Origin of the sequence: Halorussus halobius (assembly GCF_004765805.1) — an archaeon.
Lineage (GTDB): Archaea > Halobacteriota > Halobacteria > Halobacteriales > Haladaptataceae > Halorussus > Halorussus halobius.
Window position 1 is genome coordinate 177683 of record NZ_SBIU01000003.1, and the last position, 21617, is coordinate 199299.

Here is a 21617-nt window from a genome sequence, read left to right on the forward strand (position 1 = left end):
CAGTTACGGATGGTGCTGCCTTCGAAAAACACGAGACGTTACTCTTCGAACCGCTCGGCGTCGTCGGCCGCCTCGACCGCTCGCACCGCCGCCACGTTCGCCGCGACGTCGTGGACCCGGACGATGTCAGCACCGCGCTCGGCCGCGACGGCGGTCCCCGCGACCGTCGCGGCGGTCCGGTCGTCGTCCTCGCCGATGAGCCCGAACATCGACTTGTGGGAGTGACCCACGAGGACGGGACAGTCGAGCGCGTGGAACTCGTCGGTCCGGCCCAGTAGCTCGAAGCTCTCGACGCTGGACTTGCCGAAGCCGAGTCCGGGGTCGACGATTATCTGCTCGCGGTCGAGGCCGGCCTTCTCGGCCAGCAGGACCGTCTCTTCGAGTTCGTCTATCACGTCCGCCACGACGTCGTCGTAGTGGACCTCGCGGTCCGGCACCACGGGCGCGTCGATGCTGTGCATCACCACGAGGGGCGCGTCGTACTCGGCGGCGACGAACCGCATCTCGGGGTCCTCCAGTCCGGACACGTCGTTGAGAACGTCCGCACCGGCCTCCAGCGCGGCCCGCGCGACCTCCGCCTTGCGGGTGTCGACCGATATCATGGCGTCGAGCTCGGCGACGCGCTCGATTACGGGCACCACGCGCTCTATCTCCGCTTCGACCGGGATCTCCTCGGCACCGGGCCGGGTGCTCTCGCCGCCCACGTCGATCACGTCGACGCCCGCCGCGACCATCTCCTCGGCGCGGGCGACCGCGTCCTCGATTCGCTCGTACTCGCCGCCGTCGTGGAACGAGTCGGGCGTGACGTTCAACACGCCCATGACCGCAGTGCCGTCCTCCCACGGGTAGCCCCGGCGCTCGGGGTCGGTCCGGATGTCGAGCGACTCCCGGAGGTCGTCGGCGAACACCGAGAGGCCGTAGGGCTGGCCGTCGAGTTTGTTCGCGAGGCGCTTGAACTGCGCGAGCGTTCCCATCAGCACCACGTCGACGTTCTCCTCGTCGTGCTCGTTGAGCCCCGAGAGCGCACACTCCCCGCCGAGGCTCAGCATCTCCTCCTTGAGGTAGCGCGCCTGCCGGACCTGCACCCGGGTTTCGAGGACGCGGTGGACCGCCTTGCCCCGCATCCGCCACACGCCGGGGTCGGTCACGTCCGCGCGTTCGAGCGTCTCGCGGGCGTCGTCGAGGTCCCCGACGCGCTTGGGAATCTCCGCGCGGGTCCACCGCGTCCGGGCCTCCGCGACCGCGTACAGCGACCCCGCGACCAGCACGAGGTCGCCCGAATCGGCGGCGTCGAGGGCGTTCTCGACCGCGCCAGCCACCGCGTTCCGCGCCAGGACCTCGTCCGCGCCCGCCTCCGCGAACGCGCGGGCGACGACCGCCTTGTCCTCCGCGCCCCGGATGTCGGGCTGGCAGGCCACCACGCGGTCGGGCGTCGGCAGCGCGGCCGCCATCCCCCGGAGGTCCTTGTCGTGTTTCGCGCCGAAGACGAGGTGGAAGTCGTCGTACTCGCCGTCGAACTCCGCGAGCGTGTCCGCGAGCGCCTCGCACGCGCCGGGGTTGTGCGCGCCGTCGAGGGCCACCACGGGGTCGGTTCCCATCACCTCGAACCGGCCGGGCCAGTCGGCCTTCCGGAGGCCGCGAGCCAGCGTCTCGGCGTCCACGTCGGCCACCTGTCGGGCCAACGTGGCCGCGATTCCCGCGTTGCGGGCCTGATACGCGCCCAGCAGCGGGATGGCGGTCTCGACCGACCAGTCGGGGCCAGCCAGCGAGACGGCGGCCTCGGTGTGGTTAGTCCGGCCCTCGTAGGCGACGCGCACGTCCGGCGGGTCGCCGGCCCCGTCCTCGCCGCTCACGCGAACGAGTTCCCCTGCTTGCTCGCGCACCGCGTCGAGGGCGTCGCCGGTCGCGGCGGTCACGAGCGGCGCGTCGTCGGGCGCGACGTGGGCCTTGTCGGTGGCGATCTCGGCGATGGTGTCGCCGATGATACCGGTGTGTTCGAGCGTGACGCTGGTGACCGCGCTGGCGACCGGGTCGACGACGCTGGTCGCGTCGTACTTCCCGCCGATGCCGACCTCGAGGACGGCGACGTCGACGTCCTCGCGGCCGAAGTGCCACAGCGCCAGTCCGGTCATCACCTCGAAGAAGGTCGGAGCCTCGCCGTCGGTGGCTCGGGCCTCGACGTGGTCGCCGATCGACTCGGCGTACTCGACTATCGCCCCTTTGGGCACCTTCCGGCCGTTCACCCGGACGCGCTCGCGCACGTCGTCGAAGTGCGGCGAGGTGAACAGCCCCACGTCGAGTCCGGCCTCCCGGAGCGTGCGCTCGACCATCCGGGCGGTGCTGCCCTTCCCGTTCGACCCGGCGACCTGCACGTACTCGACCCCCTCGTGGGGGTCGTCGAGGTGGGCGAGTAGCTCCGCCGTCGACTCCGTCCCTGGCTTGGGCCGGTACCGCCGGAGCTCGAACAGGAAGTTCGCCGCCTCGTGGAAGTCCATGTCTGCGAGAACTGGCGCGGCCCGCTTTAGCGTGTCGGAGTCGGGAGAGCAGGCCCTACTGGTGTCGCTGCTCGCGTGCGTTCCGGCGGTCGTTCGCCGCCCGTTCGAGCGAGCAGTCTCGGACAGCACCGCAACCACACAGCCACGCCCCGAGACTACGACACCGACCACGCCCCGAGACCACCACACCGACCACGCATCGAGACCACCACACCGACCACGCATCGAGACCACCACACCGACCACGGGACGCGCCGCGAGCGCGCTCGTGCGCTCGCAAGCGGGGAGGCACGGGGCGCGGTGCGGGGCGGTTGCGGTGCAGTCGCGGTTGCGGTGCGGTCGACTCATCGGCTCAAGCAGAAGCTAGCGTCCTGTTGTTGTCCTCACTTCGTTCGTAGTTGGGTCGCTGTCCTCTCACTACTCGCGGTTGCGGTGCGGCCGACTCATTTGCTCAAGCAGAAGCTAGCGTCCTGTTGTTGTCTTCACTTCGTTCGCAGTTGGGTCGCTGTCTCGGTCTCGTTCGAGCGAGCGGGTGTATATAAAATGATAGGAACGCTGCTATTGCTTGAGCCAAGGAGAACAGCGACCGCACGACACAGCGACCGCACGGCCCCCACCACCGCAGCACCCTGAACCACACGTCCGACCGCGACTCACCGCTCGAACTCGTACTCCGACTGGGTCCGACCTCGCTCGCGCCCGACGCGGTCGTCGTCCGCGTCCTCGTCGCGCAACAACGCCTGTAGCTCGCGCTCGTACTCGGCCTCGGTGATCTCGCCGTCGACGTACCGCTGCTTGAGGTCGTCGATGCGCTCTTCGGTCGTGGGTGCGACGTGCTCGGAGAGGTCGCCGTCCCGAATCTGGGGGACGTGGCGCTCGACGCGCCGGGCCGCGTCGGCGAGGCGGTCGTTCCGGGGCAGCGACGCCCGCCGGACCGCTGCGACCAGCAGCCAGACCAGGAAGACGACCGAAATGCCGCCGACGAACACGCCGGCCAGCAGGTACTGGACCACGGCTTCCAGCATCGCTACCAACACCGGGGTCCCGGCGGGCGGCGCGAGCAGCGCCGAGACGACTGCGAGGACGCCGAACGCCGCGACGCCCACCAGCGCGAACAGCGAGAGCAGAAAGCCCGCGACCAGCAGTTTGACTCGCCGGTCGTCTAGCAGTCCCATCGTGGCGGGGTAGGGCCGGGGCGTACTTGATTCGTTCTCTTCGGCTCGCGCGTGCGTCCACACCGAAGAAATCAAGCTATAAACACACCTATTTCATGAAGTATATTATATTTATATACTAGAAAAAATATGATTATGGGAAGTATAAATTAGTTCCTATGGACATTGACGAGGTAAATAGGCGAGAGTTCTTAGGTACTGCTAGTGCAGTTAGTGGATTCGCTCTTACCGGTAAGGTCAAAGCAACGCGACAAGATGTGACTCGACTTGGTGAACTCCTCCAGTCGGACAAAGTCTCTTTCATCCGTTCGGAACTCCCGAATCTGAGTCTGCAACCGGACCAAGCGACACAGGTAGAATTGTCAGCAGAAGGGGACTCGTTTTTCAGCATGACACACGTACCCGCGAATGTCGGGCGTCGGTGCGTGTTTGGTTTGCTTGACCCACTCTTGCGGTGTTGCAGCACTTCCCGACGTTGGATCGTGTAACACCATTGCGGCTTGCGCTGGAATTATACCGGACTGGGAACTCCCAGACGCGTAATCGACAGCCACACGTTCAGGCCCGACTAACTACCGGCACTACGAGCCGGATTCCGAAATCATGATGCTCGATAATCTCTCCACGACGCAGAAACACGCTATCTCCCTTGCGTACTACGTGACGGCTGGTACTCTGCTTGCGGCCGTCGTCTTCGATGTCGTCGGCTCTGCCGCGCTGCTCGTGTTCTTCCTACTCGTCGTAGCGAGAGCACTCTGGATATGGCGGTTCTGGGTCGCTGACTCGTAAGCTTCTGTGTATCCTGTTCGCCGAATCGCCGTGGTTCAGTCGTGGCGGAAGCTACGCGTCCCCGTAAAGACCATCGCCATGTCGTGGTCGTCGGCGGCCTCGATCACGTCCTCGTCGTTGACCGACCCGCCGGGCTGAATCACCGCCTCGATGCCGGCCTCGGCGGCCGCCTCGATGGCGTCGGGGAATGGGAAGAAGGCGTCGGAGGCCATCACCGCGCCCGCCGCGGACTTGCCCTCGGCGTCCGAATCGGCCTTCATCCGCGCGATTTCGACCGCGTCGACCCGGCTGACCTGCCCCGCGCCCACCCCGACCGTCTCGGTTCCGGTCGCGAACAGGATGGCGTTGGACTTGACGTGCTTGACGGTCCGCCACGCGAACAGCAGGCTCTCGTACTGGTCGTCGGTGGGTTCGCGGTCGGTGACGACCTCCAACTCCTCGCGGGTCGGCGCTTGCAGGTCGCGCTCCTGAACGAGCGTCCCGCCCACGAGGTCCTTCTCGGTGGTGGTTTCGGTGACGTCGCCGAACTCGTCGCCTCCGCCGACGTCCAGCACGCGCAGGTTGTCCTTCTCGGCGAGCGCGTCGAGCGCGTCGTCGGTGTAGCCCGGCGCGACCACGACCTCCTTGAACGAGTCGGTGATTTGCTCGGCGGTCGCGCGGTCGCACTCCCGATTCAGGGCCACGACGCCGCCGAACGCGCTCTTGGGGTCGGTCGCGAGCGCCCGGTCGTAGGCGTCGGCGAGCGTGTCGGCGGTGGCACACCCGGCCGGGTTTGTGTGCTTGATGACTGCGGCCGCCGGGCGGTCGAACTCCTTGACGAGGTCGAGCGCGGCGTCGGCGTCGTTGTAGTTGTTGTAGCCCATCCCCTTCGCGCCCTCGTTCAACTGGGGCGCGCCCACCACGCTGGCCTCCTCGCAGGTGGCGTCCCCGTAGAGCGCGGCGTCCTGATGGGGGTTCTCGCCGTAGCGCAACTCGTCGGCGCGGTCGGCGGTCTCGACCCGTCTGCGGGGGAACTGTCCGCCGTCGTCGCCCGCCACGCGGACCCGATTCTCGTCCCAGTCTATCTCGACCCGGTCCTCGGCGAACCACTTCACGGCGCGGGGGTAGGCTTTGAACTCGCCCTCGTAGAGCACGCGCTCTTTCAGCGACTCGCGGTCGTCGCCCTCGTAGACGGGGACCGGTTCCTGCGTGACGACCGGGCCGGCGTCGACCTCGTCCTCGATGACGTCGCCCTCGTCGTCGGTGGCGTCGGTGACCGCGTGGACCGTACACCCGGCCACCTTCGCGCCCGCGTCGAGCGCGTCGCCCCACGCGTCGGTCCCGGGGAACGACGGGAGCAGCGACGGGTGGACGTTCAGCGTCGTGGGGGCCTCGTCGAGGAAGGCGTCCGAGAGGATTCGCATGTAACCGTCGAGACAGACGAGGTCGACGTCGTAGTCGGCGAGCGCGTCGAGGACCCGCCGTTCGTGGTCCCGGCGCGACTCGTCGTCTCGGAGTGCCACGACCTCGGTCGGAATCCCGCGCTCGCTCGCGCCGTCGAGAGCGGGCGCGTCGGCGTCGGTCGTCAACACGACCGCCAGCTCGGCCCCGCCGGGCGCGAGGTCGGCGACGTGAAGCAGGTTCCTGCCGCGATTGCCAGCCAGTCCGGCGATTCGAGTCATGGTCGAATCAGCGCCCGCTCCGGCAAAAGAAGTTGCGATTCCAGACCGATTTGTATCCAAGCTCGTGCATATGTCTGGGGGACAGAACGCGATTAATCGGCCTTACTATGCACGAGCTTGGCCTCCCCGACCGACACGCTTTTTGCTCGCGCCCCGGCAGATACGCGCATGAACTCCCTCTACGCGGTCTCGCCGCTCGACGGCCGGTACGCCGACCGAACCGAACCGCTCCGGGCGTACGCCAGCGAGGCCGCGCTCATGCGCGCCCGCGTGCGAGTCGAAGCCGAGTACCTGCTCGCGCTCGCGGACCTCGACGCCACGCCGCTGACGGTCAGCGAGCGCACCCGAACGTACCTCCACAGCCTCTACGAGGACTTCGACGAGTCGGACGCCGAACTGATAAAGCAGATCGAAACCGAGGGGTACGGCGAGTACGAGGCCACCAACCACGACGTGAAGGCCGTCGAGTACTTCGTCCGGGAGCGACTCGACGACCCCCAGCAGGCCCACGTTCGACCGTGGATACACTTCGGGCTGACCAGCGAAGACGTGAACAACCTCGCGTATCGCCTGCTCGTTCGGGACGCGGTCGAGTACGCGCTCGTACCGGAGTTTCGGCGCATCCGGGCCGCCCTCGGCACGCTGGCCGAGGACCACCGCGACGTGCCGATGCTGGCCCGGACCCACGGCCAGCCCGCGACCCCGACCACCTTCGGCAAGGAGATGGCGGTGTTCGCCTCGCGGTTCGACCGGGCGCGGAACCGAGTCGAGGACGCCGTCGACGGGCTACAGGGCAAACTCGCGGGCGCGTCGGGCACCTACGCGGCCCACGTCGCGGCCTACCCCGAGGTCGACTGGCCGGCGTTCGGCCGCGAGTTCGTCGCGGGACTCGGATTCGAGCACGCGCCCCTGACCACGCAGGTCAACCCCTCAGACGACCTCGCCGAACTGTTCGACGCGCTCGGCGCAGTCAACGACGTGTTGCTCGATCTGGATCGGGACGCCTGGCGGTACGTCAGCGACCGCTACCTCGGTCAGGAGGCCGCCGAGGGCGAGACCGGTTCCTCCACGATGCCCCACAAGGTCAACCCCATCGACTTCGAGAACAGCGAGGGCAACCTCTCGAAGGCCAACTCGGACCTCGACTTCCTCGCGGACTACCTCACCAAGTCGCGCCTCCAGCGGGACCTCTCGGACTCGACGGTCAAGCGCAACGTCGGCGCGGCGTTCGCCTACTGCCTGCTGGGGTATCTCAAGCTTCAGGACGGCCTCGACAAGGTGGTCCCGAACGAGGCGGTCATGCGCGAGGACCTCGAATCCACCCCCGAGGTCATCGGCGAGGCCGTCCAGACCATCCTCCGGCGCGAGGGCCACGACGACGCCTACGAGCGCGTCAAGGACCTCTCCCGGGGCCGGCGCGTCGACCTCGACGACTTCCGGGACCTGTTCGCGGACCTCGACGTCGACGAGGGCACCCGCGAGGAACTGCTGGCCCTGACGCCCGCGGGGTACACGGGCGTCGCCGACGAGATGGTCGACGAGTTGGGCGAAGAGTGAGCGCTCGGAGTCGCGTCGACGCGCTGGAACCGAGGTAGCGCTACTCGGTACTGTCCGGACCACGGGAAAGTGAGGAGAGGTACTGATGGCGTCTCGTCAGTCGGGACAATCGTTTTCGCCCTCCGAGAGTGTACGTTTAACCGATGAGTACCACCGCCGATGACCGCCACGAGGAAGGCGTCGAGTTCACCTCCGAGGAGACCCTCGTGACGGCGCGTGACATCGAGACCGGCGTCGCTGGCTCGGGCGAATCGAAGCCGGAAGCGCTCTCCATGCTCGCCGAAGCCCTCGAACTCCACGAAGGCGGTGGTGAACCCATCGAAGACGAAGACGCGTTCCTCCGCGAAATCGGGGTCGACCCCAGCGAGGTCGAGGAAGACGAATCCCCGCCACCGTGGCTCGGTTGAGACCGGATGGCGTACGCCGACTTCGATGGCCGGGAGAGAGTGAAGGCACTCCGGTCGAAACGCTACAAACCCATCGACCGAACGGGCAGCCACGTCAAACTCCGTTCCGAGCATCCGGAAACTGGCGAAGTCCGAATCGTCACGGTACCGTTGACCGACGCGGACCACATCTCCCAGGACACGTACCGGTCTATCGCCGAGCAGTGCGGCGCGGCCGATTTCGGCGAGCGGGTCGCCCGGAACTGCTAATTCTCCGTCCGACGCCCGACGGGACGCCGAAGAGCCTGTCCGTTCGCAGGCGGCTTTCCGCAACTGCGGACTCGACCGGGCGTCGTACTGGTTCGGCACTGAGAACCGAGTGTCACCACCGCACCAGACCGAACAGCGCGCCCACCAGCGCGGCAACCCCGACCAGATACGGCCCGACCGCGTCGAGGACGCCGGCAGTCGCCGCCCCGACGAACGCGACCGCGAGCAGTCCGACCGCGACGCCGAATCCGACCGGCGGCCGCTCCGTTCGGGCGTCGGCGTCGTCCCCCTCGCCGAAGGCGTCGCGTCGCTCGTCGACCATCACGCTCCGAATCGGACGCCGCCGTCAAAAGTTCCCGCGTTCGACGCGAGTCGCGGCGAACGCGTCGGGCCCTCGCACTGCTCGACGTCGGTCACCCGCACAGGGCCGCGAGCGCGTCCGCGAGCATCCCGGCCGCGCGCTCGACCTGGGGGACGCGGACGTACTCGCGGGGCGCGTGGGCCACCGCGCCCTCGTCGTCGGCCAGCGCGCCCGGCCCGAACACCACGGTCGGGGCGACCTGTGCGAAGTACGAGGCCTCGGTCGCGGCCCCGAAGGGCCGCACCCGCCCGGCACCCGCCGCCCGGAGCGCCCCCACGACGTCGGCGTCCTCGGGCGTCTCGAACGCCCGCAGGAACGGGGTCTCGCGCTCGGCGAGGCGCACGTCGACGGTCGCCTCGCTCGGCGTGCGCTCGGCGAGGTGGTCCGCGAGCGCCGCCCGGAAGCCGTCGGCGGTCTCGGGCGGGACGGTCCGGCGGTCGACCACGAACGAGCAGTCGGCGGGCACCTGGTTCGTGGCGGTGCCGCCCTCGACGGTCGTGGGAACCAGCGTGGGCGCGCCCAGCGCGTCGCTCGGGTCGGGCGCGTCCGGTCGGTCGTCGAACGAGTCGAGCGCCGCCAGCGCGTCGGCGGCGGCCCGAACCGCGTTGACGCCCGCCTCGGGTTCGGCGGCGTGGGCGTTCGCGCCGCCCACGGTCACCGCGGCCTGAAATCTGCCCTTCGCGGCGGTACAGACGTCGAGCTCCGTCGGCTCGCCGACGACGACGGCGTCCGGAACCGGGCCGAGGTCGTCCCGGGCGTCGAAGTCGAGCGCGGCCGCACCCGTGGACGCCGTCTCCTCGTCGGGCGTGACCGCGAGGGTGACGCGCCCGCGGTCGACTTCCGCGCCGAGGAACGCCGCCAGCATCGCGGCCAGCGGCCCCTTGGCGTCACACGAACCCCGGCCCCGAATCACGTCTCCCTCCCGCTCGAACTCGACGTGGGGCGGCACGGTGTCGACGTGGGTGTTGAGGACGACGTGGGGTCCCGCGCGGTCCGCCTCCCGGACGGCGAGGGCGTTGCCGGCGTCGTCGACCGCGACCGAGACGTCGGCGGACGCGGCTTCGACCGTTTCGACGAGCAACTCGCGCATCCCGGTCGCGTCCTCGTGGGAGGGCGTCCGGACGGCGGTCTCGAGGAAGTCGACGGGGTCGAAACTCATGCGTGGCGGATTCGGCGGGGTTCGGGCGTCGACGCGAGTTCGCCCGCGAACTCGCGGACCGTCGGGCCGGTCAGGGTCGTCCGTCCGTCCCGGACGCCGACGTCGAGGCGGCCGCCCGGCGGGAACACCGCGACCGACTCGTCGTCGGTCAGTCCGAGCCTGTGGGCGACCACGCCGACGGCGACCGCGCCGGTGCCACACGACCGCGTCTCGCCCTCGACGCCGCGCTCGAAGGTGCGCTGGTCGAACCCGCCGTCGTCCCGGGGCGCGGCCAGCGTGACGTTCGCGCCCTCCGGGAAGACCTCGGCGTGACGGAGCGCTGGCGCGACCGCGTCGAGGTCGACGGCGTCCACGTCGTCGACGAACGCGACCGCGTGCGGGACGCCGGTGTTCACCGCGGTCACCGCGAGGTCCGGGGCGTCCTCGCCGGCGACGACCTCCTCGACCAGCGGCTCGTCGCGGGCGAGCGGAACGTCCTCGGGCGCGAACGAGGCTCGACCCATCTCGATGGTCACGGCGTCGTCGCGGACCTCGGCGCGGCGAGTCCCGGCCTGCGTGTCGAGCATGATGGCGTCCGCGCCCGTGCGCTCGGCGGCCCATCTGGCGGCACACCGCGCGCCGTTGCCACACATCGCGGCGGTCGAGCCGTCGGGCTGGACCAGCGTCATCACCGCGCGGGGCGGCGAGAACTGGGCTTCGAGCGCGAGGAACAGGACGCCGTCCGCGCCCACGCCCTCGGCCGGGTCACACACCTCGCGGGCGAACGCCGCCCGGTCGGGGACGTACTCGTCGGCGTCCACGACCACGAAGTCGTTGTCGGTGCCGTGGTACTTCTCGTACGCGACGGTCATCGATCCACCTCCTGTTCTACCCGCACGACGTCCGCGACCGTCTCGCGCCGCCGGGCCAGCGAGGCCGTCCCGCCGTCGAGGACGACCGACGCCGGCCGGGGCCGAGAGTTGTAGTGGCTCGCCATCTCGTAGCCGTAGGCTCCGGCGTTGCCAACCGCGAGCAGGTCGCCCCGCTCGGGGTCGGGCAGCCAGTGGTCGCCGAAGGAGTCGGCGCTCTCGCAGACGGGCCCGGCGACGGTCACCTCGCGCTCGGGGCGACCGACCGCGTCGCCGCGTCCGTCCGCCCCGGCGTCGACGCTCCCGTCCGCGCCGGCGTCGGCCGAGACGTTCCGGACCTCGTGGTGGGCGTCGTAGATGGCGGGCCGAGCGAGCGCGGTCATCCCCGCGTCGACCCCCGCGACGACGCCCGAGGGCACGTCCTTGACCGTGTTGACCTCGGTCAGCAGGACCCCGGCGTCGGCCACGAGGTAGCGGCCGGGTTCGACCGCGAGCGCTGCGTCGACCTCGCCCAGCGCCTCGCGGGTCGCGGCCGCGACCGCCCCGAGGTCGAGCGGGTCGTCCTCGGGTCGGTAGGGGACGCCGAAGCCGCCGCCGACGTCGACGAACTCGAGGGACGCGCCGCGCGCGGTCACGTCCCGCGCGAGCTCGCCCATCCGCGAGACGAGTTCCCGATGGGTCGAGAGGTCCTCGCCCGAGATGCCGCTGCCGGCGTGGGCGTGGAGACCCACGAGGTCGAATCGCTCGCTCGCGTCGACCGCCACCTCGGCGGCGCGGTCGTAGGGCACGCCGAACTTGGCGTCCGCGCCGGTCGCGACCTTCTCGTGGTGGCCCGCGCCCACGCCCGGATTGACCCGGACGCATATCCGCCCGTCGTAGCCACGCTCGGCGAGGCGGTCGAGGGTGTCGACCGCGCCCGCCGTGACGGTGAGGTCGGGGTGCTCGTCGGCGAACTCGACCGCGGCGTCGAGGTCACGTGCCGGCGGGTTGACCGCGGTGTAGTGGACGCGCTCGGCCGGGACGCCAGCGCTCGGCTCGTCGCTTTCGGCCGGCGAATTCCGGGCGCGCCGGGCCTCGCCGGCGTTCAGGGCTCGCGCCAACTCGCCCGCCGACGCGCACTCGACGCCCGCGCCCTCGTCGGCGAGGGCCTCGAGGACGGGTCGGGCCGCGTTGGCCTTCGCGGCGTAGAAGATTTCGGCGTCGGGGAAGGCGTCGGCCATCCGGCGGTAGTTCTGCCGTGCGCGGTCGAGGTCGAGGACGTAGAGGGGCGCGCCGTACTCGGCGGCGAGGTCGGCGAGCCGGTCGGCCGACCAGTCGCCGAGCCGTCGTACCGGCGGATTCTGTCCGGAGTCGCCGGCCTCGCCACCGTCGGTAGTTCGGGCGCTCATTCTCGCAACGCCTCCTCTCGCTCGACGCCGGCCATCGTGGTCTCTTCGAGGTCCATCGCGACCACGGCGGGCTTGTACGCCCCGCCGTCGAACAGGTCGTGATCGCCGACCGACGACTCCACGAACCGGGTGAACGCCCGGCGCTCGGGCGGGAGTCGACCGTAGAGGACCTCCTCCTCGACGAGGTCGTACACCGGAATCCGGGGCGTGAGCAGGGTGTTCTCGGCGACCACCGAGTTCTCCCCGACCACGAACCCCGAGGTGACCCGACAGCCAGCGCCCAGCGACGCGCCGTCCTCCACGACGACCGGCGCGTCCTCGACGGGTTCGAGGACGCCGCCGATCAGGGTGTTCGCGCCAAGCTTGACGTTCGCGCCGATTTGGGCGCACGACCCCACCGTGTCGCACGAATCCACGAGCGCGCCGTCGCCGACGTGCGCGCCGATATTTACGAAGCTCGGACTCATCAGGATGGCGTCCGCACCGACGTAGGCACCGCGCCGCAGGACCGTCCCGTCGGGCGTGTTGCGCGTCCCGCGCCCGGGCAAGTCGGCCGTCTCCCGCAGCGGCAGGACGTCGTGGTAGGTCACGTCGCCGTACTCCCGGCCGACGATGTCCCGGAGGCCGAAGGTGAGCAAAATGGCCTGCTTGACCCACTCGTTGGCCTCCCACGACCCGTCGCGCTTCTCGGCCGCCCGAACCTCGCCGGTCTCGAGCGCGTCGAGGAACGCGTCGAGCGTCGAGAGTTCGCCGGCTTCCGCGTCCTCGGCGGTCAGTACTCCCTCGTCGTATCGGTGCCACATGCCCCGTATCTCGGATTCCAGGCTCATCGGTCGCTCCCTCCGCGTTCGTCGGTCGCGTCGCGTTCGTCGGTCGCCTCGGCGTCCGCGCTCACCGCGTCCGCGAACTCGTACCGGCCGGGGTCGCGGCCCGCCAACCAGACCGCGGCGTCGAGCGCGCCCTCGGCGAACACGCCCCGGTCCTCGGCCCGGTGGGTCAGTCGCACTTCCTCGTGGTTGCCCGCGAGCAACACCTCGTGTTCGCCGGTTATCGACCCGGCGCGGCGGGCGTGGACGCCGACTTCGCCCGCCGCGCGCGGGGCCTCGCCCTCGCGGCCGTGGACGCGCTCGGGGTCGTCGGGTCGGGCGTCCTCGACGGTCTCCAGAATCGTCTTCGCGGTGCCGCTCGGGGCGTCGCGCTTCCGGTTGTGGTGGGTCTCGGTCACCTCGACGTCGTAGCCGGGGAGGTCGGCCACGGCCGACTCGACCGCCGACACCAGCGCGTGGACGCCCCGGCCGAAGTTCGCGGCCTTCAGGACGGGCGCGCGCTCGGCCGACTCCCGGAGGGCCTGCTCGCCCTCGTCGTCGAACCCCGTGGTGCCGACCACGCTGGCGACGCCCGCCTCGGCGGCGGCCGCGACGTACTCGACGCTGCTCGCCGGGCCGGTGAAGTCCACCAGCGCGTCGGGGTCGCGCTCGGCGAGCAGTCGGTCGAGGTCGCGCGCGGGTTCGACCGGGACGGCGTCGAGGTCGCGCGCGTCCTCGCGGTCGCTCGCATCGCGTGCGACCGCGAACGCGACCGAGACGTCCTCGCGGTCGCTCGCGGCGTCGAGTACCGCGCGGCCCATTCGCCCGGTCGCCCCGGTGACTGCGAGGTCTACGCCCATGGGTTTCGCTCCGCACGTAGTCGATTCATGGTCGTACCTCAGTCGGTTCGTCCGATAACTCGCCGAGGATACCCGCAAGTTCTGCGCGGTGCTCCTCGGCGAGTCGGGTCAGCGGCGACCGGAGGTGGCCCGGCCCGTAGCCCCGAATCGCCATCGCCTCCTTGACCGGGATGGGGTTGGTCTCGACGAACAGCGCGCGGAACAGGGGCGCGAGTTCCTCGTGAATCTCGCGGGCCTCGCCGAACTCGCCCGACCGCGCGGCCTCGACCAGCGCGGCGGTGCGCTCGGGTTCGACGTTGGCGGCCACGCTGATGGCCCCCGTCGCGCCCAGCGAGAGCATCGGGAGCGTGAGGTAGTCGTCGCCCGACAGCACCGAAAAGGCCTCGTCGCGGGTGCGCTCTATCACCTCGCCGATTCGGGCGAGGTCGCCGCTCGCGGCCTTGTAGCCAACGACGTTCTCGTGGCGGGCCAGCGAGGCGGCGGTCTCGACCGCGATGTTGCGCCCGGTGCGCGAGGGGACGTTGTAGATAATCTGGGGCAGGTCCACCTCGTCGGCGACGGTCCGGTAGTGGCGCTCCATTCCCTCGGGCTCGGGCTTGTTGTAGTACGGCGAGATGAGCAACAGGGCGTCGGCCCCGGCGTCGGCCGACCGCCGGGCGAGTTCGAGCGCCTCGCGGGTGTTGTTGCTCCCCGCGCCCGCGACGACGGGCACGTCGACCGCCTCGGCGACCGCCTCGACCACTGCGACGTGTTCGTCGTGGTCGAGGGTCGCGCTCTCGCCGGTCGAGCCGACCGGGACGAGGCCGTCGACCCCGGCGTCTTCGAGGCGCTGGGCGTCGTCGCGGAGCTGTTCGAAGTCGATGCTGTCGTCGGGTCGGAACGGGGTCGTCATCGCGGGATAGACCCCGGCGAAGGGTTCGTCGGTAGCTGTCATCGGTGTGGGTTGTGGGAAACGCCGGACGCTGGTGGAGTGGTGATACAGAACGAGGACGGCCCGCGACGGGTGTGCCACGCCCGCCGGGGACCACCGTCTACCGGAATTTTGTGCGTTTCCGCCCGGCAAAACCGACCGACCCGCCGCTGGTCGCGCTCGCGCGACCGACTGCGGCGGCGTCGGAGTGCATGTACAGTTCTGATTCGTGCCGGCACTTAACTCTTTGTCTTCGAATCTCGGTCGTCGTTCGGGGACACGGTTCGACTCGGTCGCGCTTCGCCGAGCGCGGGCGGGGCACACTGACTCGGTTTTTCACGGTCGGCGCGCGCTGGCGCGACCCGTCAGTGGTCGCCCCAACGCGTGCGAGGGAGGCGAGCGCGTTTAGGCGCTCGCCGAGGCTGGGGAGGGGTGAGGCCCGCCGTCGCGGTGCGGGTGCGGGTGCGGGGCTGTGCGGCTGTGGTGCTGTCCCCTCGGTGGACTGAAAGGGCGAGGCGGGCTCGCGCAACGCTTGGTCGCCTCAGCGTGGCAACTATTTCGCGGCTCGGGCGGTGTGGAGAGAGCCGCGAAATATCCCGCTGAGCGACCGCGAGCGCGCCGAGGGCTTTCGAGGAGTTGGTTGCAGTCCTGTTGTCACAGAGCGCGCCGAGGGCGTTCGAGGCTGTGATTGCGGTTCAAGCGTTGTCACAGAGCGGTCCCAGGGCGGTCGGCGAGTCCACCGTAAACGAGGAGCTTTATCCTTCGGCCCGCCAAAGCCGCGACCGATGCTCGTCCTCGGAGACGCCCACGCCGACGACCCCGCCCGGCGACGCGCGCTGTTCGCCGCCTACCGGGCCGCCGACGCCGACGTCGCGCTCCAGCTCGGCGACCTGCTCTGTTACGACCTGCCGATTCCGACCTACTTCGTCGCCGGCAACAACGAGGACTTCGACGTGGTCGAGGCGCTCCGGCACGGCCGCGTCGAGAGCTCCGACGTCGACGGCGTCACCCTGCTGGCGGGCGACGTCGTCGAAATCGAGGGCCTTCGAGTCGCGGGACTGTCGGGCAACTTCGCGCCGACCCAGTTCGAGCGCCCCCGGCCGAACCTGCAGGGCGAGCGCAGGCGACACTTCGTCCGCGACGACGTGGAGGCGGCCAAGCAGCTCTCGGACGTCGACGTGCTGTTGACTCACGAGGCACCCCACGGGCTGCCCGTCACCGAGTCCTACGAGGTGGGCTGTGAGCACGTCGACGAACTCCTCGACGCGCTCGACCCCGACCTCTGTCTGGTCGGCCACCACCACGAACACGCCGAGACGACGTACGGCGACACCCGCGTCGTCGGCCTCGCGCCGGCGTGGGAGCGCTACTACGAACTCGACCCCGAGACGCTCGAACTGACCAGCCAGCCGACGCCCGAGGCGTAGGTCGCCCCAGCGCGCCGGTGGCCGGTACGGGGCCGGGGGTCAGGTCAGTCGGCGGCCTCGACCAGCGCCTCGCGGCGCTCGACCGTCGAGCGATTCGACACCGCGTCCTTCTCGACGGACACCACGTCGTCGGCGGCCGCGACCAGTTCGTCGTCGTGGCTCACGACGAGTATCTGCTCGACGCCGAGGTCCCGCATCGAGTTCACGAGCTCCGCCAGTTGCGAGACGTGGCCCGAATCGAGGAACACGGTCGGCTCGTCGAGGATGAGCGGCGGCATCGGCGCGGTCCCCTCGATGCCCTCCGAGAGCAGCCGGTAGATGGCACACCGGAGGCTGAGGTTGAACAGCGCGCGCTCGCCGCCCGACAACTGCTCGGGGTCGAGCGGTTCGCCGTCCTTCTGGTAGACGGTGAGCTCGTACTCGCCGTCGAGTTCGATGCGCGCGTACGAGTCGTTCTGGTAGACGAGCTCGAACACGTCGTTGAGCATCGCCTCCAATTGCTCGACGTTGCGCTGGCGCAGGTCCGCCCGGAGGTCGCCGTACATCTCCTGGAGGTCGGCGGCCTCCTCGCGCAGCGATTCGAGCGCGTCGACGCGCTCGGCGAGATTCGCCCGGCGCTCGCGCAGATTCTCCAGCTGGCGTATCTCGCCCTCGACGCCGCCGATCGCGCCCTGCAGGTCGTCGCGCTTCTCCCGGAGTTCGCTCAGTTTGACCTCGACCTTTTCGAGGTACGCCTCGGCCTCCCGTTTGTCCTCGCGGGCCGACTCGACGGCGTTCTCGTCGTAGCTCTCCCGGAGGTCGGCCCGGCGCTCGCGCTTGTCGGCCAGCCGGTCGCGCCGCAGGTCGTTCTGCTCGTCGAGGGTCGCGCGCTTCTCGCGGCGGCGCTCGACCTCGTCCTCGGCGTCGGCGACCGCCTCGCGTCGCTCCCGAATCTCGGTCAGTCGCTCGCGCTCGGCGGCGAGTGCCTCGCGCTCGGATTCGAGTTCTTCCACGCGGCGTTCGGCGTCTTCGGCCTTCTCTCGGAGGTCGGCGGCGTCCCCGCGCTTGTCCTCGGCCTCGGCGGCGAGGTCGGCGGCCTCCTCGCGGAGCTGTTCGGCCTCGGCGCGCTTCTCGGCGACCGTCTCCTCCCTGTCCGCGACCGACTGTTCGGCCAGCTCGCGGTTCTCGCGCAGGTTCCCGACCTCGCGCTCGGCCTCGACGAGGGTTTCGGCCGTCTCGACCGCGTCGGCGGCCGCCTCGCGCTCCGCCCGGAGGTCGTCGAGTTCGGCTTCGAGTTCGGCCACGCGCTCGCGGTCCTCCTCTACGGTGTCGACGTGCGGGGAGTCCTCGACCGGCTGGCCGCACTCGGGGCACTTGCCCTCGGCCAGCAGCGCCTCGGCCTCCTCGACGCTGTCGCGGGCGCTCTTCAGGTCGGCCTTCACGTCCTCGACGCGGCTCCGGAGGTCGTCGCGCTCCTCGCGGCAGTCGGCGAGGTGCGCCTCCGCGTCGCCGAACTCGACGGGCTCGTCCTCGAACTTCGCCCGCTCGGTCTCGATGCGGTCGTCCAGTTCGTCGCGTCGCTCGCGCCGGCGTTCGAGGTCGTCGGCCGCGTCGTCGGCTTCGGCCGCCAGCGCGTCGGCGCGCTCGCGCTTCTGCTCGGCGCGCGCTTCGAGTTCGTCGATTCGGTCGCTCAGGTTCTCGACCTGCGTGTCGAACCGCTCGGCCCGCTTCTCGGCGTCGTTCAACTCCGACCGGAGGTCGTCGTCCTCGGCGTCGAGTTCGTCGAGTCGGGCGTCGATAGCGCCCTCGTCGGCCGAGTCGAGCCCGGTTTCGGCCACCTTCTCGTCGACCTCGCGTTCGAGGTCGTCGATTCGCTCGCGGAGCTCCCCGATTCGCTCGCGATGGTCGGTCCGCTCGCGCTCGGTTTCGGAGATTTCGGTCTCCAGCTCGTCTATCTCCTCGGCCAGCGTCTCCAGCTCTTCGCGCTTGTCCTCGTACTCCTCCAGCACCTCGATTGCCTGCTCGCGGGTCTCGCGGGCGGTCTCCTCGTTGTCCTCGAAGCGGTCGATTTCGCTCTCGACGCCCTTGCGGTCGGACTTGAGTTCGTTCAGGCGCGCGTGGAGGTCCGCGTCCTCCTTGGCCTCGATCTGGGAGTCGAGTTCCGAGAGGCTACCGCGTCGGTCGTCCAGCACCGACTTGACTCCGAGTCGGGCGTCGCTGGCCCGCTCGCGGTACTCCTCTAACGTGCCCAGTTGGAGCAGGTCGTCTATCATGTCCTGGCGCTGGGACGGGCTGGCGTTGATGAGCTTGTTGACCTCGCCCTGCCGGACGTACGCGCAGTTGACGAACGCCTCCGAGTCCATCCGGAACAGTTCGGCCACCTCGGCGCGCACGTCGCGTGCGCCCTCCACGGTGTCGTCGGGGGTCTCCAGCACGCACTCGGCCGTCGTGGCGCGCTCGCCGGTCGCCCGGACGCGCCGTCGGACGTGGTAGTCGCCGCCGTCGTGGGTGAACCACAGCTCCACGATGGCCTCCTCCTCGCCGATGGTCACCACGTCGTCGAGCGTGCGGTCGAGCGCGGTCGCGCCGTACAGCCCGAAGAAACACGCCTCCAGCAGCGAGGACTTGCCGCTGCCGTTCAGCCCGTGGATGACGGTCACGCCGGGGTCGAGCCGCAGGTCGGCGTCGGCGTAGCACTTGAAGTTCCGAAGCCGGACGCGGTCGAACTTCATTGGTACTCCTCCAGCGTGGCCACGTCGTCCGCGTCGGTCGGGTCGTCCGACGCCGACTCGTCGTCGGTCGGCCCCTCCGGGGTGGCGTCCTCGGGTGACGGGTCGTCGGGCGCGGACCCGTCGTCGGGCGCGGACTCGAACGCGTCGAGGTCGCCGTCCGCGACCAGTTCGTCCACCCGGTTTTGGACCGACTCGCGCACGTTCGCGTCGGCTACCTTGCTCGCGCGGACGGTCTCGTCGATGCCCCGCGCGGCCTCGCTCAGGCCGAGGTCGCGGACGCGCTCGCGGACGGCCTCGTCGGGGTCGGCGAACGACACGTCGACGCTCTCGTCGTCGTCGTCGACCTCGCGGCGGTCGGTTACGCGGGCGACCAGCGCGCCCCGTTCGAGCGCGAACTCCTCGACGCGGGCGGGCGTGACCCGCTCGCCCTCGCCGTCTACCTCCACGATTACGACCGCGTCGTCGAGGTCCCGCTCCCGGAGTTTCTCGCGGACGCGCTCGATTCCCTCGTCGTCGGCGAGGTCGACCGAGACGAACGCGAACTCGCGGGTCGCGTCGAGCCCCCGGCGGGTGATGGACGCCCCGTCGTCGAAGGTCACGATGTTGTACCCCCGCTCGTCGCGCTCGGTCGCGCTGCATCGCTCGGTCGACCCGCAGTAGGTGACCCACGCGTCGGCGACCTCCGTCTTGCCGGGGTCGTGGTTGTCGCCCAGCAGCATCGCGTCGAAGTCGACGGTGGCCTCGGTCAGCACGGTCTCGGCGTCCCAGTCGCCCAGATCGAACGGCTGGAACAGCCCGTGGCTCACCAGCGCGGCGTGGTCGGCGTCGTGGGGCGCGAACTCGTAGTCGAGGTCGTCGCGCTTGGACTTCGGGACGTGGTCGAGCCCGTAGAAGGCGGTCTCGCCCACCCGAACCGGCTCGTCGCCGAGTCGCGTGGCCAGTCCGAGCGTCTCGAAGAGGTCGAGCCACTGGCGACCCCGCGTGCCCTCGTGGTTGCCGACGATGGCGAGGAACGGTATGTCGGCGTCCCTGAGTCGGCCGAGGATGGAGATGGTGGCGTGGAGGGCGTCGAGGTCGGGCCGGCTGTCGTGGAACAGGTCGCCGGCGTGGATTACGGCGTCGACGTCGTCCGCGATGGCGTCGTCGACGACCTGCTCGAACGCCCGTCGGAAGTCGGCGCGTCGCTCGGGGGAGTGGTACTGCCGATACCCGAGGTGGGTGTCCCCCGTGTGAATCACCCGTGTCATCGTCCCGTGGTTGGCGTCGGCCCCCTAAAGTCGTTCCGCGACACTCGTCGCGGCCCCGAGGCCGGGTCGACGGAATTACTTTCGGGAATACGGAGACCGCGCGGAAACTGCCCTCACGGTTCTTTTTAGAGCCGACACACCGCGAATGTAGCTGTAGCGTACTCATAAGTTATAGACATTCTATGGAGATAGTGCAACCAGCTTACCGAAAATGCCCTCCTCATGTATGGGAAAGAGTTATATGCCTCTCCCGCATATTTTGTAATGGATTATGACTGGGTACTACGACATCGTCCTCGGACTCATCCCGCTTTCACTCGTCGGTGTAACTGCCGTGCTGAGCGCCGTCGGCTTCTCGGTGACCTCGGCCGTCCCGGTCGCGGCGACGATTCCGGTCGCGCTCATCGGCCACGCACTGTTCGTGAACGGTCCGGTCGAGGACTCCCAGTCGTCGCCCGACGCCGTCGACTCGTCGGCCGCGTCGTTCGAGCCGGCGGACTGACTCGGCCCGGTCGCTCTCTCGGCGCTTTCTCCCGATTTTCCGGCACCGTAGCGCGATTCCGTCGTTCGCTCGACAGTCCCCGACTCGCGGGACGGATTCGACCCCTGCGTGGCTTGCACCTAGCTATCAAATCGAAAGACATTATGCAATACCTACCAATGTTCCCGCATGGACTGGGCCTTCAGAGTCCGGAAGGACGTCCCGCCGTGGGTGATGAAGCTCGTACTGCTCGTCGGCATCCTGCTGATCGCTGGTCTCCAGCAGTTCGGCGTCCTGTCGTGAGAGTTCGGCCCCGGATTTCGGCGGCGCGAAGGTTCTCCCGATGCCGACAGCCACGAAACGGAACGCTTCCGACGAGCGGTCGCCGAACAGTTAACTGCGCGACCTCCGATTGGCCGACCATGGAGCTCCTGTCCGAGCAGACCGAGCGGTTCGTCCGCGCGATGGTGCCCGACCGCGACGACGTTCTCCGGGAGATGGAGGCCCACGGCGAGGAGACGGGCTTTCCCACCGTCGGCCCCGAGGTCGGGGCCTTCCTCCGGCTCGCCGCCCGGATGGTCGACGCCGAGCGCGTGTTCGAGTTCGGGTCGGGCTTCGGCTACTCGGCCTACTGGTTCGCCGGGGCGTTGCCCGACGACGGCGAAATCGTGCTGACCGAACACGACCCCGACGAACTCGACGAGGCCCGCGATTTTCTGGCGCGGGGCGGGTACGCCGACCTCGCGGTCTTCGAGGACGGCGACGCCCTCGAAACTGTCGAACGTCACGACGGTCCCTTCGACGTCGTACTGGTCGACTGCCACAAGGAGGGTTACCCCGACGCGCTCGACGCGGTGCGCGGGAAGGTGGCCGAGGGCGGAATCCTCGTCGCCGACAACGCGATGCACAGCGGGATTCAGGACTTCGAGACCATCCTCGACGTTATCGAGGGCGGCGACCCCGACGACGTGGACGACCAGAGCCGGGGCATCGCCGACTACCTGGTCGAGGTCCGGGACAGCGACGAGTTCGAGACCGCCGCGATTCCGCTCGGTGAGGGGCTCGCAGTGAGCTACCGCCGGTAGG

19 protein-coding genes are annotated in these 21617 nt (G+C 69.6%); 7 read left to right on the forward strand and 12 right to left on the reverse strand.

Annotated features, from left to right (window positions below; all coding sequences use genetic code 11):
* Positions 1–38: 38 nt before the first annotated feature.
* Both folP and EPL03_RS07620 read right to left on the reverse strand, forming a co-directional pair.
* Positions 39–2495 (reverse strand): dihydropteroate synthase, encoded by a 2457-nt coding sequence (folP, locus tag EPL03_RS07615; protein ID WP_135828756.1) that lies wholly within the window; start codon positions 2493–2495, stop codon positions 39–41.
* Between the two features lie 653 nt (positions 2496–3148).
* On the reverse strand, positions 3149–3670 hold the full coding sequence (locus EPL03_RS07620) for an SHOCT domain-containing protein (protein WP_135828757.1): 522 nt from the start codon (positions 3668–3670) through the stop codon (positions 3149–3151).
* Between the two features lie 603 nt (positions 3671–4273).
* Between EPL03_RS07620 and EPL03_RS07625 the strand changes: the two genes are divergently transcribed.
* Positions 4274–4459 (forward strand): hypothetical protein, encoded by a 186-nt coding sequence (locus tag EPL03_RS07625; protein ID WP_135828758.1) that lies wholly within the window; start codon positions 4274–4276, stop codon positions 4457–4459.
* Between the two features lie 35 nt (positions 4460–4494).
* Here EPL03_RS07625 and purH read toward each other — a convergent pair whose 3' ends face one another.
* Complete coding sequence (gene purH / locus EPL03_RS07630; protein ID WP_135828759.1) at positions 4495–6120, reverse strand: bifunctional phosphoribosylaminoimidazolecarboxamide formyltransferase/IMP cyclohydrolase; 1626 nt, start codon at positions 6118–6120, stop codon at positions 4495–4497.
* Between the two features lie 168 nt (positions 6121–6288).
* Here purH and purB point away from each other — a divergent pair, with 168 nt between their 5' ends.
* The 3 genes from purB to EPL03_RS07645 all read left to right on the forward strand — a co-directional run bounded on the left by purB (position 6289) and on the right by EPL03_RS07645 (position 8333).
* On the forward strand, positions 6289–7677 hold the full coding sequence (purB, locus tag EPL03_RS07635) for an adenylosuccinate lyase (RefSeq protein WP_135828760.1): 1389 nt from the start codon (positions 6289–6291) through the stop codon (positions 7675–7677).
* A gap of 143 nt (positions 7678–7820) precedes the next feature.
* The gene (locus tag EPL03_RS07640; protein ID WP_135828761.1) at positions 7821–8084 is read left to right on the forward strand and encodes a type II toxin-antitoxin system HicB family antitoxin; all 264 of its coding nucleotides are present in this window, start codon (positions 7821–7823) and stop codon (positions 8082–8084) included.
* 6 nt (positions 8085–8090) lie between these two features.
* The gene (locus EPL03_RS07645) at positions 8091–8333 is read left to right on the forward strand and encodes a type II toxin-antitoxin system HicA family toxin (RefSeq protein WP_135828762.1); all 243 of its coding nucleotides are present in this window, start codon (positions 8091–8093) and stop codon (positions 8331–8333) included.
* 112 nt (positions 8334–8445) lie between these two features.
* Here EPL03_RS07645 and EPL03_RS19895 read toward each other — a convergent pair whose 3' ends face one another.
* The 7 genes from EPL03_RS19895 to dapA all read right to left on the reverse strand — a co-directional run bounded on the left by EPL03_RS19895 (position 8446) and on the right by dapA (position 14689).
* On the reverse strand, positions 8446–8655 hold the full coding sequence (locus tag EPL03_RS19895; protein WP_168216210.1) for a hypothetical protein: 210 nt from the start codon (positions 8653–8655) through the stop codon (positions 8446–8448).
* Between the two features lie 91 nt (positions 8656–8746).
* On the reverse strand, positions 8747–9853 hold the full coding sequence (locus EPL03_RS07655; RefSeq protein ID WP_135828764.1) for a M20/M25/M40 family metallo-hydrolase: 1107 nt from the start codon (positions 9851–9853) through the stop codon (positions 8747–8749).
* The gene (gene dapF, locus EPL03_RS07660; protein ID WP_135828765.1) at positions 9850–10704 is read right to left on the reverse strand and encodes a diaminopimelate epimerase; all 855 of its coding nucleotides are present in this window, start codon (positions 10702–10704) and stop codon (positions 9850–9852) included. Before dapF ends, EPL03_RS07655 begins: the two co-directional genes overlap by 4 nt.
* Positions 10701–12089, reverse strand: coding sequence for a diaminopimelate decarboxylase (gene lysA, locus EPL03_RS07665; RefSeq protein WP_135828766.1), 1389 nt, complete (start codon positions 12087–12089; stop codon positions 10701–10703). Before lysA ends, dapF begins: the two co-directional genes overlap by 4 nt.
* Positions 12086–12919, reverse strand: coding sequence for a 2,3,4,5-tetrahydropyridine-2,6-dicarboxylate N-succinyltransferase (locus EPL03_RS07670; protein ID WP_135828767.1), 834 nt, complete (start codon positions 12917–12919; stop codon positions 12086–12088). Before EPL03_RS07670 ends, lysA begins: the two co-directional genes overlap by 4 nt.
* Positions 12916–13755: a 4-hydroxy-tetrahydrodipicolinate reductase gene (gene dapB, locus EPL03_RS07675; RefSeq protein WP_135828768.1), complete on the reverse strand. Its 840-nt coding sequence runs from the start codon at positions 13753–13755 to the stop codon at positions 12916–12918. Before dapB ends, EPL03_RS07670 begins: the two co-directional genes overlap by 4 nt.
* A gap of 25 nt (positions 13756–13780) precedes the next feature.
* Positions 13781–14689: a 4-hydroxy-tetrahydrodipicolinate synthase gene (gene dapA / locus EPL03_RS07680; RefSeq protein ID WP_135828769.1), complete on the reverse strand. Its 909-nt coding sequence runs from the start codon at positions 14687–14689 to the stop codon at positions 13781–13783.
* A gap of 548 nt (positions 14690–15237) precedes the next feature.
* On the opposite strand from dapA, the gene EPL03_RS07685 reads away from it, so the two are divergent.
* The gene (locus tag EPL03_RS07685) at positions 15238–16092 is read left to right on the forward strand and encodes a metallophosphoesterase family protein (protein ID WP_280178837.1); all 855 of its coding nucleotides are present in this window, start codon (positions 15238–15240) and stop codon (positions 16090–16092) included.
* Positions 16093–16136: 44 nt separating this feature from the next.
* Here EPL03_RS07685 and rad50 read toward each other — a convergent pair whose 3' ends face one another.
* Positions 16137–18803, reverse strand: coding sequence for a DNA double-strand break repair ATPase Rad50 (rad50, locus tag EPL03_RS07690; RefSeq protein WP_135828771.1), 2667 nt, complete (start codon positions 18801–18803; stop codon positions 16137–16139).
* The gene (gene mre11 / locus EPL03_RS07695) at positions 18800–20050 is read right to left on the reverse strand and encodes a DNA double-strand break repair protein Mre11 (protein WP_135828772.1); all 1251 of its coding nucleotides are present in this window, start codon (positions 20048–20050) and stop codon (positions 18800–18802) included. Before mre11 ends, rad50 begins: the two co-directional genes overlap by 4 nt.
* Positions 20051–20321: 271 nt before the next feature.
* Here mre11 and EPL03_RS07700 point away from each other — a divergent pair, with 271 nt between their 5' ends.
* Complete coding sequence (locus tag EPL03_RS07700; RefSeq protein ID WP_135828773.1) at positions 20322–20552, forward strand: hypothetical protein; 231 nt, start codon at positions 20322–20324, stop codon at positions 20550–20552.
* A gap of 401 nt (positions 20553–20953) precedes the next feature.
* Positions 20954–21616, forward strand: a complete 663-nt coding sequence (locus EPL03_RS07705; protein ID WP_135828774.1) for an O-methyltransferase — start codon at positions 20954–20956, stop codon at positions 21614–21616.
* Position 21617 lies beyond the last annotated feature (1 nt).